The 16821-nt window shown below is 69.6% G+C and carries 10 protein-coding genes and 1 riboswitch; of the genes, 5 read left to right on the forward strand and 5 right to left on the reverse strand.

The features are described 5' to 3' along the window. Positions 1 to 35 precede the first annotated feature (35 nt). Positions 36 to 148, forward strand: a riboswitch (TPP riboswitch). Continuing rightward, positions 142 to 1959, forward strand: coding sequence for a phosphomethylpyrimidine synthase ThiC (gene thiC, locus LNW73_RS16650; RefSeq protein WP_285391173.1), 1818 nt, complete (start codon positions 142 to 144; stop codon positions 1957 to 1959). It overlaps the preceding riboswitch by 7 nt. A 117-nt stretch (positions 1960 to 2076) precedes the next feature. Here the strand turns inward: thiC and LNW73_RS16655 are convergent, their stop codons facing one another. The 5 genes from LNW73_RS16655 to LNW73_RS16675 form a co-directional block, all read right to left on the reverse strand. Continuing rightward, on the reverse strand, positions 2077 to 3531 hold the full coding sequence (locus tag LNW73_RS16655) for an amino acid permease (protein ID WP_250990445.1): 1455 nt from the start codon (positions 3529 to 3531) through the stop codon (positions 2077 to 2079). A gap of 157 nt (positions 3532 to 3688) precedes the next feature. Then, positions 3689 to 4645 (reverse strand): hypothetical protein, encoded by a 957-nt coding sequence (locus LNW73_RS16660; RefSeq protein WP_250976731.1) that lies wholly within the window; start codon positions 4643 to 4645, stop codon positions 3689 to 3691. Between the two features lie 715 nt (positions 4646 to 5360). Then, on the reverse strand, positions 5361 to 6251 hold the full coding sequence (locus tag LNW73_RS16665) for a hypothetical protein (RefSeq protein ID WP_308401991.1): 891 nt from the start codon (positions 6249 to 6251) through the stop codon (positions 5361 to 5363). A 149-nt stretch (positions 6252 to 6400) separates the two neighbouring features. Beyond that, positions 6401 to 7645 (reverse strand): metallophosphoesterase, encoded by a 1245-nt coding sequence (locus LNW73_RS16670; protein WP_250990446.1) that lies wholly within the window; start codon positions 7643 to 7645, stop codon positions 6401 to 6403. Between the two features lie 280 nt (positions 7646 to 7925). After that, complete coding sequence (locus LNW73_RS16675) at positions 7926 to 9026, reverse strand: LacI family DNA-binding transcriptional regulator (protein WP_250976728.1); 1101 nt, start codon at positions 9024 to 9026, stop codon at positions 7926 to 7928. A gap of 293 nt (positions 9027 to 9319) precedes the next feature. Here LNW73_RS16675 and hisC point away from each other — a divergent pair, with 293 nt between their 5' ends. From hisC to cydD, 4 genes are all read left to right on the forward strand, one after another. Continuing rightward, the gene (hisC, locus tag LNW73_RS16680) at positions 9320 to 10393 is read left to right on the forward strand and encodes a histidinol-phosphate transaminase (RefSeq protein ID WP_250990447.1); all 1074 of its coding nucleotides are present in this window, start codon (positions 9320 to 9322) and stop codon (positions 10391 to 10393) included. A 239-nt stretch (positions 10394 to 10632) separates the two neighbouring features. Further along, a complete protein-coding gene (locus LNW73_RS16685) occupies positions 10633 to 12141 on the forward strand; it encodes a cytochrome ubiquinol oxidase subunit I (protein ID WP_250990448.1) in 1509 nt (502 codons plus the stop codon). Positions 12142 to 12157: 16 nt separating this feature from the next. Next, entirely contained in the window at positions 12158 to 13159 is a 1002-nt protein-coding gene (gene cydB, locus LNW73_RS16690) for a cytochrome d ubiquinol oxidase subunit II (protein WP_250990449.1), read from the forward strand. A gap of 77 nt (positions 13160 to 13236) precedes the next feature. Next, a complete protein-coding gene (gene cydD / locus LNW73_RS16695) occupies positions 13237 to 16788 on the forward strand; it encodes a thiol reductant ABC exporter subunit CydD (protein WP_250990450.1) in 3552 nt (1183 codons plus the stop codon). Positions 16789 to 16821: the final 33 nt, after the last annotated feature.

A 16821-nucleotide genomic window follows, 5' to 3' on the forward strand; every position in this document is an offset into this window, starting at 1 on the left:
TGTGCGTTCGTCCGCACCCGCTACCGTGGGGGCACCTTTGCAATCGCGGGAGCTCGGAGCACCGGGCTGAGAGGGCGCTGAAGAACTGCGCCGACCGCTGAACCTGTTACCGGGTAATGCCGGCGTAGGGAGTTGGGTCTCATGACCACGCAGGATGCACGCATGCCTGTCTCCGTTCAGTCCGTTTCGACGGAAAAGCCCGTTTCGGCGGGGCCGTCCGTCGCTGCGGAGAAGCGCGAGCCCGGCTGGCACAAGGGCTACCTGACCGGCACCAGGCCGGACATCCAGGTCCCCGTGCGCCAGGTGCACCTCACCACCGGCCGTGACGTGACGCTGTACGACACGTCGGGGCCGTACACCGATCCGAACGTCACCACCGACGTCCGCCGCGGCCTGGCGCCGCTGCGGGAGAACTGGATCATCGGCCGCGGCGACACCGAGGAGTACTCGGGCCGCCCGGTCCGCCCCGAGGACGACGGGATCAAGCACACCTCCCCCCGCGGCGGTCTGCGCAACCTCGACGCGGTCTTCCCCGGCCGCCCCCGGGTGCCCCGCAGGGGGCGGGACGGACAGGCGGTGACGCAGCTCGCGTACGCCCGCCGCGGTGACATCACCCCGGAGATGGAGTACATCGCGATCCGCGAGAACGTCTCCCCCGAGGTGGTGCGCGAGGAGATCGCGGCCGGCCGGGCCGTGATGCCGATGAACGTGAACCACCCCGAGATCGAGCCGATGATCATCGGGAAGCGGTTCCTGGTGAAGGTCAACGCCAACATCGGCAACTCCGCGGTCACCTCCTCCATCGAGGAGGAGGTGGACAAGATGACGTGGGCCACCAAGTGGGGCGCCGACACGGTCATGGACCTGTCCACCGGCCGCAACATCCACACCACCCGTGAATGGGTGCTGCGCAACTCCCCCGTGCCCATCGGCACCGTCCCCCTCTACCAGGCACTGGAGAAGGTCGACGGCAAGGCCGAGGAGCTGACCTGGGAGGTCTACAAGGACACCGTCATCGAGCAGGCCGAGCAGGGCGTCGACTACATGACGGTGCACGCCGGCGTGCTGCTGCGCTACGTCCCGCTCACCGCCCGCCGCAAGACCGGCATCGTCTCGCGCGGCGGCTCGATCATGGCCGCCTGGTGCCTCGCGCACCACAAGGAGTCGTTCCTCTACGAGAACTTCGAGGAGCTCTGCGACATCCTCGCCTCCTACGACGTCACGTACTCGCTCGGCGACGGCCTGCGCCCCGGCTCCATCGCGGACGCCAACGACGAGGCGCAGTTCGCGGAGTTGCGGACGCTGGGCGAGCTGAACACCATCGCCAAGCGGCACAACGTGCAGACCATGATCGAGGGCCCCGGGCACGTCCCGATGCACAAGATCAAGGAGAACATCGACCTCCAGCAGGAGATCTGCGAGGAGGCGCCGTTCTACACGCTCGGCCCGCTCACCACCGATGTCGCGCCCGCCTACGACCACATCACCTCGGGCATCGGCGCCGCGATGATCGCCTGGTGGGGCACCGCGATGCTCTGCTACGTCACGCCCAAGGAGCACCTGGGCCTGCCCAACCGGGACGACGTCAAGACCGGCGTCATCACGTACAAGATCGCGGCGCACGCGGCGGACCTGGCCAAGGGCCACCCGGGGGCGCAGGACTGGGACGACGCGCTGTCCGACGCCCGCTTCGAGTTCCGCTGGGAGGACCAGTTCAACCTGGCCATGGACCCGGACACCGCGCGTGACTTCCACGACGAGACGCTGCCGGCGGACGGCGCCAAGACCGCGCACTTCTGCTCCATGTGCGGTCCCAAGTTCTGCTCGATGAAGATCAGCCAGGACATCCGCAAGGAGCACGGCGGCGATCTGCTGCTGGACCCGGAGGCCGGGATGCGGCAGAAGTCCGCCGAGTTCGCGGCGAGCGGCAACCGGGTCTACCTGCCGCTGGCCGACTGACCACGGTTCATCGACCGCCGCACATGCGTGAGGTCCCGGTGGGAATCCCACCGGGACCTCTGTCGTGCACCAACATGGAGACCTGCGAGTCGTTCGGGTCGATCGGGTACCGCCGGGTCAGATCAGGTCCATGGCGGCCACTTCGTCGGGGCGGCCGTAGCTGACCGGTCCCTGGAAGCGCTTCCGCGCGGTGGCGAACCACCAGACGGTGGCGATGAGCAGCACCACACCCAGGGCGATCGGGGCGTAGTTGAACGAGGTCGTGGTGATCGGGGAGACCTGGGGCAGCATGAACAGCACGCTGCTGAGGACGATCCAGGTCACGGCGACCGTTCCGACGACCTTGCCGTAGCGCCCGAGGTTCCAGGGGCCGGACTCGAACTCGTCACCCAGGCGCAGCCGCAGGAAGATGGGCACGCCATAGGCGAGGAACAGCCCGACGACATTGACGCTGACAATGGCGGTGAAGGCGGTGTGGGACCACCAGCCGGGCAGTACCAGAATGATGGAGCAGGCCGCCGCGAGCCATACCGCCTTGACGGGCGTACGGGTGCGCGGGGACACCGAATGCCACCAACGCGAACCGGGCATCGCACCGTCACGGGAGAACGCGAAGATCTGCCGGGTATTGCTGGTCATGTTGGCCAGGCCGCAGAACAGCATGGCGCCGATCACGATCAGCAGCAGCAGTTTGGCGGTGCCCATGCCGAGCGCGTCGATGAGAATCTGCACCGGCGGTGCGGCAGAGCTCGCCTCGGCCGCGTAATCACGAATCGCGTACACCAGGGCGAGCATGAGGATCAGGCCGATGCCCGCCGAGTAGGCGATCGACCGCATGATGCCCTTGGGCGCGTTGACCGTCGCCTGCACGGTCTCTTCCGACATGTGGAAACTGCCGTCGAAGCCGGTGAAGGTCCAGCTCGTGACGAGCAGACCGAGCATCGCGCCGTAAATCCCGTTGGAGAAGCCGGTGTTGTTCTCGAAATGCGTCACGAAGGAAACCGACTGGTGGTGGTCGGGTATGACGGTCAGACAGATGACGATCACGACCATGCCGATGAACAGCCACCACACGGAGATGCGGTTCAGCAGGGCGATCAGCTGCACCGTGTAGGTGTTGGCCAGCGCCTGCAGCAGCAGGATCACCGCCGTGATGCCCACGGTGCGCTGCGCCGTCACCTCGTAGTCGGTCCACTGCATCGCGATGAAGGCCTGGATGAAGGTGGCGGCGGCGTAGCCGGTGGCGGCCGTCCCGCCCACCTGGCCGACGAAGTTCAGCCAGCCGGTGTACCAGGACCAGGCGCCGCGGTGCCGCTTGGCGAGCTTGCCCGCGGAGAAGTACAGCGCGCCGCTAGTCGGATAGGCGGAGGCGATCTCTCCCATCGAGGCGCCGACGAACAGCACCATGATGGACACGCCTATCCAGCCGAATATGAGAATCCGCGGACCGCCGGCCGCCATGCCGAAACCGAAGGAGGAGAAGATACCGGCGATGATGTTGATGATGGTGAAAGAGATCGCGAAGTTGTCAAACGCGCGAAATCGCCGGGTAAGTTTCCGCGGATAGCCCATGGCATGCAGCGTCGCGTCGTCGTCGAGGGTGGCGACGGGCGCTGGAGGACGAAGAGTTTTCGAGTGTGAAAGAGATCTGTGCTCGGTCACAACCGCAGCCTTTCTGAGACATGGAGGACGGGAGGACTTCGTCGTGCGATGTGGAGCGGCAGAGGTGTCAGGCGGCACTCGGAATCGGCAGTCCGCACAGCTTTCTGGCCCTGGTCAGTTGTTCCTCGGGCGCTCCGAACGCACTCCAGGGCATACGGGACGCATAGGGTCCTGATGCCGTGAGGACTTCCCGTGCCTCGAATTCCAGCTTCGCCATGACCAGGGCATGCGCCAGATAGGCCAGGTCGAGCACCGGGGTGAACCGGTACTTGGCCGTCTCGGGAAACCAATGGGTGTAGATCCCCATCGTGGTCGCTTTCCACTGGGGTTGTTCCCAGGTGCGGTCCGCCAGCAGCGCGGAGGGGTCGTAGTCCTCGACCAGCGCCACCAGCGGCAGCAGCCGCAGGGGCGAGTTGGTCGGTGCCCGGTGGCTCAGGAACGAGGCGACGTCCCATCGCGCGCTCGCCGAGCCGCCGTTGCGGGTGAAGAAGAAGGCCAGGAACCGGTGGTGCGCCTCACGGTGCCAGGGGTCGAGCCGGAGGATGTGGGCGAACAGGTACCAGGGCCCGGTCGGCTCGGTCAGCAGTCCGCGCGGCGCGGGGTCGCGGGGTCGCTGGAGCCGGGTGAGCGCCAGTTGGGTCACCCAGGGCGTCGGGTCGGTGGGCAGCATCTCCGAGGCCCGTTCGCACGCGCCCTGCGCTATGCGGACCAGCGCCCCCTCGCGGAGGTCGCCGGCGTCGGCCATCCGTAACGCCCGGAGCATCGCCACCCGCGCCCACAGCAGCGCGGACTCGGCGCTGGGTTCCTCGGCCAGCCAGCGTTCGGCCAGGTCGGAATCCGCTGCCTCGGAGGCCAGTACGAGGGACCGGTGGGCCCGCACTTCGAAATCCCCGCGGGTCTCCCTCAGGATCTCGTGTGCGCCGAGGTACCGCCCGGCCTTCACATCCATGCAGGCCCGGGCCAACTGACGATCATCGGCCGCCGGATGCCACACGTACTGCCCCTCGAACGAGCCAGCAGCCACTATCCCCCTCCAGATCCTGCAGACGACACCACCCGCACACGCACATTCCGGTCATGCTGAATTCAGCCAGACCCTCTGAATTCAGCCAGGCACCTTCCGTAGATCCATCGGCAGCGGGTCACACCCTACTCATCATCAACTCGTATCGAAACCAGTCGTCCGGAGTAACTCGTTCCACGCCAATTGCCGTCTCCTGCAATGGAGTCTGGCCTGATCCACGCCGTTCGACTCCAGTCGTCCCGGTGGTCGGGCAGAGTACGCCAAAGTATGCTTCTGGCATATGCGCGAGCGCATGGGAACGTCGCCTCTGCACTCTTCCGATCGAATGCTGCTGGAGTGATGGCGCGCCGCTGACCTGCGGTTCTGCGGGAAATCCGGTTGGGAGCGCGCCCATTCGAAACACTCTCGAAGGCGGAGTTGTCCACGGATTGGACTTTGTCGGCCGGCCGCGGCATTGCGTTAACGTTTCAACCAGATGGGCCCGGAGCCGCAGCATTCTCCTGCGGCTTCGGAGTCCTTCCGCTGTCCGCGTAGCCGGGGAACGCCGCCCTGGCCCGGTGCTCGACGCCGTCGACACCGGGGTGAGGCGGGCTACGCCGCGCCGCCTCCGGCGCACAGCGCAGGTGTGTTCATGCGTCACATGGGGGCGGATGGCCCCAAATTCGCCCTATAGGTGCGGAGTTCCGCATTCCGCCCATACTCACAACCTGGTGCGTTATCTCGAACCCTCGTCCGGGCCCGTGAAGTCGGGGCTCGAAAAGTCCGGGCTGGAGAAATCGGGGCTGGAGAATCGGTGGCCGGGTCCTGGGGATTCCTCGGGACCGGGACTGGTGAAGTCCGGGCGGGAATAGCCGAGTCGGGGCATTCGCGAGGGCTGGGTGCCGTTGGGGCGCGGAGCCTCGAAGTCCGGATGGGGTGCCAGCGCGGCGTTCGTTCTGGCTTCGGCGAGGAAGGGCAGGACGCCGCGGTCGCGCAGTGCCCGCCGCCACGCCTCGCGGGCGGCGGCGACCTCGGGCGGGAGGGAGCCGGAGTCGTCGTCATGGATGGCGCTCGCGCTGTCGCGCAGGGCGGTGAGGAGCAGGCCGACCATCCCGACCAGGATGCCGCACCCGGTGACGCCCGCGAAGAGCCAGCCGGCGGTGCGCAGCGGTGCGGCGATGGCGGGTTCCGGCGTCATCGCGTGCAGGACGTAGCCGATCAGCAGGAAGATCAGCGCGGCGGTGCCCGCCAGGATGGGCGTCAGCACGGCGACCACGGCGAACAGCCCGGCGCCGGAGCCCGCGGAGTCGGCCACGCCCATGGCGGCGTAGCTGAACGCCCGGTTGTCCGCGGCCGTCACGGGCTCGGTCCGGCGGATGATCTCGGACTCCTCGAGGGCCTCGCGGATCTGCTCGCGGACCTTCAGATACTGCTGGTATTCCGGTGCGGCGCAGGCGGAGATGACCTCCGCGGCGCTGAGCGCCATGGTGCGGAGCTGTTCGCTGTTGAGCACGCCTTCGTGTCCGCCGTGCTCGTCGTGCCCGGTGTCCGCGGTGTGCAGTGCGTCGTCGAGGACTCGTTCGAAGTCCGGGCGGTCTTCGTTGAGCAGGTGTGGAGCGCTGTTCATGTGCATCCCCCGATGCTCCGTCTCCGGTGCCTCCCCGCTGTAAGTGGAGCCGGTCGGCCGGTGAAGCGGAGGAGAGCGTGCCTTACGGATATAGCGATGGTAGAGCGCGGGATGAGGGGGTGACAGAGTGCTTCCCGGAAATCTGCCGATCAGGAAAGGGGTGGTAGTTCGGCAACGAGCAGTCGGCCGTCCATGGTTACGCCACCGTCCATTGCCAATGCCAAGTTCTCGGCATATGCCATCGGGCCATTGACGACCGGGGTTCGTTCCTCCCCGTCCGCGGTGTATTCGCCGCCGACCTCGCCGAGCAGGTACGGGATGGGGCTGTGGCCGTGGACGACCTGGTGGCCGCCGTAGGTGTCGAGGAGTTCCCGGGCGGCCTGCGGGCCGTTGTCGCCGCGGAAGGCGAACCGCTTGGTGAGCTTGCGGAACAGGTCCCAGCACTCGTCCGCGTCGCCGCGCTGGAGGATGCCGGTGACGGCGTCGTTCATCGCGTCGATGGTGGTGCCGTAGTCGAGGTACGCCGTGGTGTCGGAGTGCAGCAGCAGATGACCGTCGGTCAGGTGCGCGGCGTCCAGCCGGGACATCCACGTCAGATGGCGGTCCTCCAGCCGGTCCATGTCGGAGGGCTGGCCTCCGTTGAGCCGCCAGGCGGCGAGGAACGACGCGGTGCCGCCGGTGGAGTTGACGGGGGTGTCGCCGAAGCGGTGGGCGCCGAGCAGCAGCAGCTCGTGGTTGCCCATGATGGCCTTGGCGTAGCCGCCCGCGGCGGCCGCCTCGGCGGAGAGCTGCATGACGAGCTCGATGACGCCGATGCCGTCCGGGCCGCGGTCGGTGAAGTCCCCGAGGAACCACAGCCGGGCGGTGCCCGCCGACCAGTGGCCTTCGGCGTCGATGAGGCCCTGGGCGTGGAGCGCCGTGCGCAGCTCGTCGATGTACCCGTGGACGTCGCCGACGACGTAGAGCGGACCGGGCTGGTCCGCGTCGACGGGAGCTATCACCGGGAGGTCGTGTGCGGTCGGGGTGTAGTCCTCCGGCACCAGACGGGTGTCGAGCTGGGTCGCCTCGTACCCGGCCGGGGGCGCGGCGGCGGGCGCCTGGGCCGGAGCCGCCGGCGCGGCGAAGGACGCGGGCGCACCTGCCGGCCCGTCCGCACCGCCCGCGGCACCGGTACCGGGCGCACCGAGAACGTCTGGTGTGCCTGGCATCACGGGAGCGCCGGAAGCATCGGCGAACCCGTACGACCCGTTGCCGGGCGTGGCTGCCTGACCGGTCTCCCGACCGCCTTCCGGTCCGGCCTCCGGACCCGCGTCCGGACCTGCCGGACGCCAGCTCACCATCGCCTTGAGCACGGGCCCGTGACCTGCCCCCTGTGTCATCGACCCCTCCACCATCGCGCCGCCATCCGCCCATCATAGGAATGACGCTGTCGTGGTGTGACATACCTGGGTGCCGGGTTTTCGGCCGGTGCCGACAAACACCCCCTAAATCGGCGTCCTGGGGCGGTCCGGTGGCCGATTCGGGCTCCTGCTCGGACTCCTGTGCCGACTCCTGAACAGGTTTCCGAACGGAGTCCGGTGCGGACTTCCGCGCGGGGTTCCGGTTCCGGATCCCCGCGCGGACTCCCCGGCGGCTCGTGTGCGGTGGTGCGGTGCGGGTTTCCCGGACCAGGCCTCAGCTCCCGGCCGGACTGCGCGGGGGACTGACCGTGGTGCGGTGGGTACGGCGTTGGGACGAGGTGCGGACGATGAGGTCGGTCTGCATGATCTGCTGGACGGGATGGGTGGCGCCCACCCCTTCGATGGCGTCGATGAGGAGCTGGACCACCGCGGTGCCGATCTTCCCCGGCTTGAGGGAGAGCGTGGTGATCGGCGGTTCGGTGCTCGCGTAGACGCTGCTCTCGCTGCAGCAGACCAGCAGCAGATCGTCCGGCACCCGCAGTCCGTAGCGGCGGGCGGCGGCCAGCAGATCGGTGCCGTTGGGGTCGAAGAGACCGTAGACGGCGTCGGGCCGGTCGGGACGGGCGAGCAGCCGGTCGGCGGCGACGGCGCCCGCGCACGGGTCGTGCGCGGGGTAGGACTCGTAGACCGGCTCCTGGCCCACCCGCTCGCACCATTGCAGGTACGCGGTGGTGGACAGCCGGGTGTAGGTGTCGGTGCTGGTACCGGTGAGCAGGCCGATCCGGCGGGCTCCGGCGGCAGCGAGGTGGTCGAGGATGCCGAGGACGGCTTCCTCGTGGTCGTTGTCGACCCAGGCGTGGACGGGGAGGCTGCCGGCGGGCCGGCCGTCGCTGACCACCGGAACGCCCTGTCGGACGAGTTCCATGACGACGGGGTCGTGGTCGGAGGGGTCGATGACCACGGTGCCGTCGAGCGCGACGTTGCTCCACACGTCATGGCGTGAGGAGGCGGGGAGGATGACCAGGGCGTAGCCCCGGGCGAGGGCGGCCGAGGTCGCGGCTCTCGCCATTTCGGCGAAGTACGCGAACTCGGTAAAAGTGAACGGTTCTTCGCCGTAGGTGGTGACCGTCAGGCCGATTAAGCCCGATCGGCCGGTGCGCAGTGTGCGGGCGGCCGCGGACGGGCGGTAACCCAGCCGTTCGGCGACCTCCCGGACATGGCGGCGGGTGGCGTCGGGCAGTCGGCCCTTGCCGTTGAGTGCGTCGGAGACAGTCGTGATCGAGACACCGGCGGCAGCGGCGACATCTCTGATGCCTGCCCGCTCGAGCCGGCGTCCGATGGGCCGGCTCGCCTGGTGGTTCCCTGCTGCTGTCATGGCGACCCGATAGTAGGGCGGGGTTGGTCCGTCCGCTGGGGCCCGGAAAAGCCAGTCAGACGATACGTTTCTGCAAGATCGAAAGTGCCTTGTGGGGTGTAATGCGCAGCTCGCAAGCGCTTACTTCGAGCCGGTCCCGGTGCCATGAGGGCGATCTCCCGCCCATTGGTTCGTATTGCGTGGAGGTATCAACTCACTCCTACGAGGGATGCGCACCACCGCGCGCGCCACCGGCGCACAGTGTGGCGCACGGCACTTTCCCACTCCCTCACGCCCCCTCGTATGGTGTGGTCATGACCCCGAAGCTGCGCGCGGAACTGGACGGCATCCCCACCTACAAGCCCGGGCGACCCCCGGTCTCGGACGAGGGTGCTCCGGCCTACAAGTTGTCCTCCAACGAGAACCCCTTCCCGCCGCTGCCCGGCGTGCTGGAGGCGGCCACCGCCGCCGCGGGTTCGTTCAACCGTTATCCCGACGCGGCGTGCACCGAGCTGATCGCCGAGCTGGCGCACCGCTTCGGCGTGCCGCAGACGCACATCGCGACCGGCACCGGCTCGGTCGGCGTAGCGCAGCAGCTGCTGCAGTCGACCGCGGGGCCGGGCGACGAGGTCATCTACGCGTGGCGCTCCTTCGAGGCGTACCCGATCATCACGCGGATCAGCGGCGCGACCCCGGTGGAGGTGCCGCTCACCGAGGGCGAGGACCACGACCTGGACGCGATGGCCGCCGCCATCACCGACCGGACCCGGCTGATCTTCATCTGCAACCCCAACAACCCGACGGGCACCGCCGTACGCCGTGCGGAGCTGGAACGCTTCCTCGACCGGGTGCCGTCCGAGGTGCTCGTGGTCCTCGACGAGGCGTACCGGGAGTTCATCCGGGACGCCGACGTGCCGGACGGTGTCGAGATCTACCGCGACCGCCCGAACGTGGCGGTGCTGCGCACCTTCTCCAAGGCGTACGGCCTGGCCGGTCTGCGGGTGGGCTTCGCCATCGCGCACGAGCCGGTCGCGGCCGCGCTGCGCAAGACCGCGATGCCGTTCGGTGTGAGCCAGCTCGCGCAGGACGCGGCGGTCGCCTCGCTGCGCTCCGAGGAGGCCCTGCTGGAGCGGGTGGCCGGCCTGGTCACCGAGCGGGACCGGGTCGTCGGGGCGCTGGCCGCGCAGGGCTGGACGATGGCGGAGACGCAGGCGAACTTCGTCTGGCTGCGGCTGGGGGAGCGCACCCTGGACTTCGCGGCGGCGTGCGAGCGGGCCGGGGTGGCGGTACGGCCGTTCCCGGGCGAGGGCGTGCGGATCACCATCGGCGAGACCGAGGCCAACGATCTGCTGCTGAACACGGCGGACGCGTTCCGCAAGGAGCTGTAGCAGCAAGCGCGCCGGCACCGGACCGTGGCGCCGGCGCCTTGTACCACCTGCCGTTTTCGCCCCCTTCCACCCCCGGTGGGAGGGGGCGAACTGCTGTGCGCGATACTTAGCTTGTGAATGCGTTCACTTTCACAAGCGGACGTGTTTGCCCCCTTTCCTATGGGTTTCACGCGAGGGTTGGGGCGAAAAGTTCGAGTTTGGACCGGTGCAGGCAACCGGTACAGGTAAGGAGTCGTGACGTGCAGCTCTCGCTGGAAACCGTCGACGTCGCGCGATGGCAGTTCGGCATCACCACCGTCTACCACTTCCTCTTCGTCCCGCTGACGATCAGCCTCTCCGCGCTCACCGCGGTCCTGCAGACCGCGTGGGTCCGCAGCAAGAACGAGAAGTACCTCAGGGCCACCAAGTTCTGGGGCAAGCTCTTCTTGATCAACATCGCCATGGGCGTGGCAACCGGGATCGTCCAGGAGTTCCAGTTCGGCATGAACTGGTCGGACTACTCCCGGTTCGTCGGGGACATCTTCGGTGCCCCGCTCGCCTTCGAGGCGCTGATCGCGTTCTTCTTCGAGTCCACGTTCATCGGACTGTGGATCTTCGGCTGGGACAAGCTGCCGCAGCGCATCCACCTCGCCTGCATCTGGATCGTCTCGATCGGCACGATCCTCTCCGCGTACTTCATCCTGGCCGCGAACTCCTGGATGCAGCACCCGGTCGGCTACACCTACAACAAGGTGACCGGCCGCTCCGAACTCACCGACTTCTGGAAGGTCATCACCCAGGACACCACCCTGGTCGTGGTCTTCCACACCATCACCGCGGCCTTCCTCACCGGCGCCGCGTTCATGATCGGCATCTCGGCCTACCACCTGGCGCGCAAGAAGCACATCGCCGTGATGCGCACCTCGCTGCGGCTCGGTCTGGCCGTCGCCGTCGTCGCGGGGCTGCTCACCGCGATCAGCGGTGACTCGCTCGGCAAGGTCATGTTCAAGCAGCAGCCGATGAAGATGGCCGCCGCCGAGGCGCTGTGGGACGGCGAGGGGCCGGCCCCGTTCTCGATCTTCGCCGTCGGCGATGTCGAGAAGGGCCACAACAAGGTCGCCGTCGAGATCCCCGGGATACTGTCCTTCCTCGCCGACGGCAACTTCTCCTCGTACGTGCCGGGCATCAACGACGTGAACAAGGCCGAGCAGCAGAAGTACGGCCCCGGTGACTACCGGCCGAACATCCCCACCGCCTACTGGGGTTTCCGCTGGATGATCGGCTTCGGGATGACGTCCTTCGCGGTCGGCCTGGCGGGGCTGTGGCTCACCCGCCGCAAGCTCTGGGTTGCCGAGGAGCACCGCACCGGCGAGGACGAGGCGCCGAAGCTGATGCTCACCAGGAACACGCCGTTCGGCGACCGGTTCGCCGCCTGGTACTGGCGGATCGCGCTGTGGACGATGGTCTTCCCGCTGCTGGCCAACTCGTGGGGCTGGATCTTCACCGAGACCGGCCGTCAGCCCTGGGCCGTCTACGGGCTGCTCCGCACCTCCGACGCGGTCTCCCCCAATGTCTCCACCGGCGAGGTGTTCGCCTCGCTGATCGCCTTCACCTTGCTCTACGCGGTGCTCGCGGTCGTCGAGACCAAGCTGCTGCTGAAGTACGCCAAGGCCGGGCCGCCGGAGCTGACCGATGCCGACCGGAATCCGCCCACGAAGATCGGCGGCGACTCCACCGACGCCGACCGGCCCATGGCCTTCTCGTACTGAGAGGAAGGAGCGCGACATGCACCTGCACGACGTCTGGTTCGTACTCATCGCCGTCCTGTGGACCGGCTACTTCTTCCTGGAGGGCTTCGACTTCGGGATCGGGATCCTCACCAAGCTGCTGGCCCGCGACCGCCCCGAGCGCCGGGTACTGATCAACACCATCGGCCCGGTCTGGGACGGCAACGAGGTGTGGCTGCTCACCGCGGGCGGTGCGACGTTCGCCGCGTTCCCCGAGTGGTACGCCACGCTCTTCTCCGGCTTCTATCTGCCGCTGCTGATCATCCTGCTCTGTCTGATCGTCCGCGTCGTCGCCTTCGAGTACCGCTCCAAGCGCTCGGAGGACCGCTGGCAGACCAGGTGGGAACAGGTGATCTTCTGGTCCTCGCTGCTGCCGTCCGTGCTGTGGGGCGTCGCGTTCGCCAACATGGTGCGCGGCGTGAAGATCGACGCGAACAAGGAGTACGTCGGCACCTTCTGGGATCTGCTGAACGTCTACTCGATCCTCGGCGGGCTCGTCACCCTCACGCTCTTCACCTTCCACGGCGCGGTGTTCGCCGCGCTGAAGACGGTCGGCGACATCCGGACCCGGGCCCGCCGGCTCGCCTTCCGGCTGGGCAGCACGGCCGCGGTGCTCGCGGTGCTCTTCCTGGGCTGGACCCAGAAGGACAACGGTGACGGCACGACGCTCGGCGCGCTGATCGTCGCGGTGGTGGCACTGGTCGCGGCGGTCTGGATGATCCGGATCGGCCGGGAGGGATGGTCCTTCGTCTTCTCCGGCATCACGATCGCGGCGTCGGTGGCGATGCTCTTCCTGGCGCTCTTCCCGAACGTCATGCCGTCCTCGCTGAACCCCGCGTGGAACCTCACCGTCACCAACGCCTCGGCGACGCCGTACACGCTGAGGATCATGACGTGGTGCGCCGCGATCGCGACGCCGGTCGTGCTGATCTACCAGGGGTGGACGTACTGGGTGTTCCGCAAGCGGATCGGCACCCAGCACATCGCCGAAGCCCACTAGGCGGCTTCTGCCACATCCGGCCACGGTCCGGCGCCTGCCGCCGCCGGCCGAGCTCCTTGCCGAAGGGAATGTTCCACGTGAAACCAGTCGATCCGCGTCTGCTCCGGTACGCCCGTGCCAGCCGCGTCTTCCTCGTGGCGTCCGTGGCCCTCGGTCTGGCCGGGGCGGGGCTGGTCGTCGGCCAGGCGATGCTCATCGCCGAGATCGTCGTCGGCGGATTCCAGCACGGTCTCGACGCCGGCGAGTTGCGCACTCCGCTGCTGCTGCTCGCCGCCGTCGCGGCCGGCCGGGGGATCGTCGCCTGGCTGACCGAGCTGTGCGCGCACCGCGCCAGCGCGGCGGTCAAGTCGGAACTGCGCGGCCGTCTGCTGGAACGGGCCACCGCCCTGGGCCCGTCCTGGCTCTCCACCCAGCGCACCGGTGAACTCACCACGCTCGCCACCCGTGGGGTCGACGCGCTCGACGACTACTTCGCCCGCTATGTGCCGCAGCTCGGACTGGCCGTGGTCGTACCGGTCGTGGTGCTCGCCCGGATCGTCACCTCGGACTGGGTCTCGGCGCTCACCATCGCGCTGACCCTCCCCCTCATCCCGCTCTTCATGGCGCTGATCGGCTGGGCCACCCAGGACCGGATGAACCGTCAGTGGCGGCTGCTCGCGCGGCTGTCCGGGCACTTCCTGGACGTCGTCGGCGGCCTTCCCACCCTGAAGGTCTTCGGCCGGGCCAAGGCGCAGGCCGAGTCGATCCGCACCATCACCGACGAGTACCGGCGCGCGACGATGCGGACGCTGCGCATCGCGTTCCTGTCGTCCTTCGCCCTGGAACTCCTCGCGACGATCTCGGTGGCGCTGGTCGCCGTGGGCATCGGCATGCGGCTGGTCCACGGGGACCTGGACCTCTACACCGGGCTCGTCGTCCTGGTGCTCGCGCCCGAGGCGTATCTGCCGCTGCGGCAGGTGGGCGCGCAGTACCACGCGGCCGCCGAGGGGCTGGCCGCCGCGGACGAGGTCTTCGCCGTCCTGGAGACGGCTCCGGCCACCGCCGGGACGCTGCCCGCCCCCGATCTGCGGCACGCGGTCATCACCGTGGACGGTCTGACGGTGCACCACGACGGCCGCGAGCGGGCCTCGCTCCCCGAGGTCTCCTTCACCGTCTCCCCCGGTGAGACGATCGCCGTCGTCGGTCCCAGCGGTGTCGGCAAGACCACGCTGCTGGCCGCGCTGCTCGGTTTCGCGCAGCCGTCCGGCGGCCGGATCCTGGTCGACGGCGCCGATCTGGCGTCGCTCGACCCCGGGAGCTGGCACCGGCAGATCGCCTGGGTCCCGCAGCGGCCGCACCTCTTCGCCGGGACCGTCGCCGAGAACGTCCGCCTCGCCCGGCCGGACGCCACCGACGAGCAGGTGCGAACCGCCCTCCGGGACGCCGGCGCCCTCGACTTCGCCGGCCTGGACACTCCGCTCGGTGAGGGCGGCGCCGGAATCTCCGCGGGCCAGCGCCAGCGGCTCGCCCTCGCCCGCGCCTTCCTGGCCGACCGCCCGCTGCTGCTGCTCGACGAGCCGACCGCCAACCTCGACGGTGACACCGAGGCGGCCGTGGTGGCCGCCGTCCGCCGGCTGGCGGTGGGCCGCACCGTCCTGCTCGTCGTCCACCGGCCGGCCCTGCTCGCGGTGGCCGACCGCACGATCCGGCTGCGGCCCGCTCCGGCCGCGGCGACCGCTGCCGGGGAGGCACCCCCACCCCTGGCAGCTCGTCAGGAACCGCTGCGGAACGGCACGTCGGCCACGCCGCCCGTCCCGCCCGTGGACGCTCCGCCGGCCGCCGGTGGGGGACGTCCGCTGCGGCGGGTGCGGCGGATGGCGGGGCCGTTGCGCGGACGCTTCGCGCTGGCACTGCTGCTGGGGGCGCTGGCGCTCGGCTGCGCGGTGGGTCTGATGGCGACGTCCGGATGGCTGATCAGCCGGGCGTCGCAGCAGCCGCCGGTGCTGTACCTGATGGTCGCCGTCACGGCGACGCGGGCGTTCGGGATCGGGCGGGCGGTCTTCCGCTACGCGGAGCGGCTGGTGTCGCACGACGCGGTCTTCCGTTCGCTCGCGGACCTGCGGGTGGCCGTCTACCGGCGGATCGAACGGCTCGCTCCGGCCGGTCTGCGGGCGACCCGGCGCGGCGATCTGCTCTCCCGGCTGGTCGCGGACGTCGACGGACTGCAGGACTACTTCCTGCGCTGGCTGCTGCCCGCCGGAGCCGCGGCGGGTGTCTGTGTGGCATCGGCGGCGTTCACCGGCTGGCTGCTGCCCGAGGCGGGCGTGGCGCTGGCGGCCGGTCTGCTGATCGCGGGCGCGGGGGTGCCGGCGCTGTCCGCCGTCCTGTCGCGGCGGGCCGAGCAGCGGCTCGCGCCGGCCAGGGGCGAGCTGTCGACGCAGGTCGTGGACCTGCTGACCGGCACCGCCGAGCTGACGGTGGCGGGCGCGCTGCCCGGCCGGCGGGAGCGCGCCGCGCGCTCCGACCGCATCCTCACCCGGATCGCCGCCCGGTCCGCCGCGACGACCGCGCTGGGCGCCGGGCTGACCGCACTGGTGTGCGGTCTGACGGTGGTGGCCTGCGCGTACGCCGGGATCCAGGCCGTACGGGACGGCCGGCTCGACGCGGTCGCCCTGGCGGTCGTGGTGCTCACCCCGCTCGCCGCGTTCGAAGCGGTCACGGGGATGCCGCTGGCGGCGCAGTACCGGCAGCGCAGCCGGGCGGCGGCGCTGCGGGTGCACGAGGTGCTGGACGCGCCGGAGCCGGTCCGGGAGCCGGAGCGGCCGGCGGAGCCGCCGGCGCTGCCGTTCCCGCTGGTCGTCCGGGATCTGACGGCCCGCTACCCGGGCCAGCACCGGCCGGCGCTGGCGGGTCTTGACCTCGAACTGACGCAGGGTCGCAGGATCGCGGTGGTCGGCCCGTCGGGTGCGGGCAAGACGACCCTGGCGCAGGTGCTGCTGCGCTTCCTGGACGCGGAGAGCGGTTCGTACGCCCTCGCCGGTACCGAAGCGGCCGCGCTGGACGGCGACGCGGTGCGCCGGCTGGTCGGCCTGTGCGCGCAGGACGCGCATGTCTTCGACAGCTCGGTCCGCGAGAACCTGCGGCTGGCGCGCCCGGCCGCCGATGACGACGCGCTGCGCGCGGCCCTTGCCGCCGCCCGGCTGGACGCGGACCTCGACACGCTCGTCGGCGAACACGGGGCCCGGCTGTCCGGCGGGCAGCGCCAGCGCCTCGCGCTGGGCCGCGCGCTGCTCGCCGACTTCCCCGTCCTGGTGCTCGACGAGCCGGCCGAGCACCTGGACCTGCCGACCGCGGACGCGCTGACCGCGGATCTGCTCGACGCCACCCGGGGCCGTACGACCGTGCTGATCACGCACCGGCTGGCGGGCCTGGCCGGGGACGCCGTCGACGAGATCGTCGTCCTCGACCGGGGGCGCGCCGTGCAGCGCGGTACGTACGCGGAGCTGGCCGCCGTCGAAGGACCGTTCCGCCGCACACTCGAACGGGAGCGCGCCGCCGACCTGGCGGCGGACGCTTCCGGAACGACGGACGCTTTCGGAACGCCCGACGCTTCCGGAACGACGGGCGTGGTGGACCTGGCTGCGGTCTGACCTGGTGACGGTCCGACCGGCGAGGACAAAGCG

The sequence above is a fragment of the Streptomyces sp. RKAG337 genome, assembly GCF_023701715.1.
Taxonomy (GTDB): Bacteria; Actinomycetota; Actinomycetes; order Streptomycetales; family Streptomycetaceae; genus Actinacidiphila.

What these genes read in the sequence shown, in the direction of transcription:
- LNW73_RS16665 (WP_308401991.1), bottom strand. Translation starts at nt 6,251, where the DNA reads ATGAACAGCGCTCCACACCTGCTCAACGAAGACCGCCCGGACTTCGAA.
- cydB (WP_250990449.1), top strand. Translation starts at nt 12,158, where the DNA reads ATGCACCTGCACGACGTCTGGTTCGTACTCATCGCCGTCCTGTGGACC.
- LNW73_RS16670 (WP_250990446.1), bottom strand. Translation starts at nt 7,645, where the DNA reads ATGGTGGAGGGGTCGATGACACAGGGGGCAGGTCACGGGCCCGTGCTC.
- thiC (WP_285391173.1), top strand. Translation starts at nt 142, where the DNA reads ATGACCACGCAGGATGCACGCATGCCTGTCTCCGTTCAGTCCGTTTCG.
- hisC (WP_250990447.1), top strand. Translation starts at nt 9,320, where the DNA reads ATGACCCCGAAGCTGCGCGCGGAACTGGACGGCATCCCCACCTACAAG.
- LNW73_RS16675 (WP_250976728.1), bottom strand. Translation starts at nt 9,026, where the DNA reads ATGACAGCAGCAGGGAACCACCAGGCGAGCCGGCCCATCGGACGCCGG.
- LNW73_RS16655 (WP_250990445.1), bottom strand. Translation starts at nt 3,531, where the DNA reads ATGGGCTATCCGCGGAAACTTACCCGGCGATTTCGCGCGTTTGACAAC.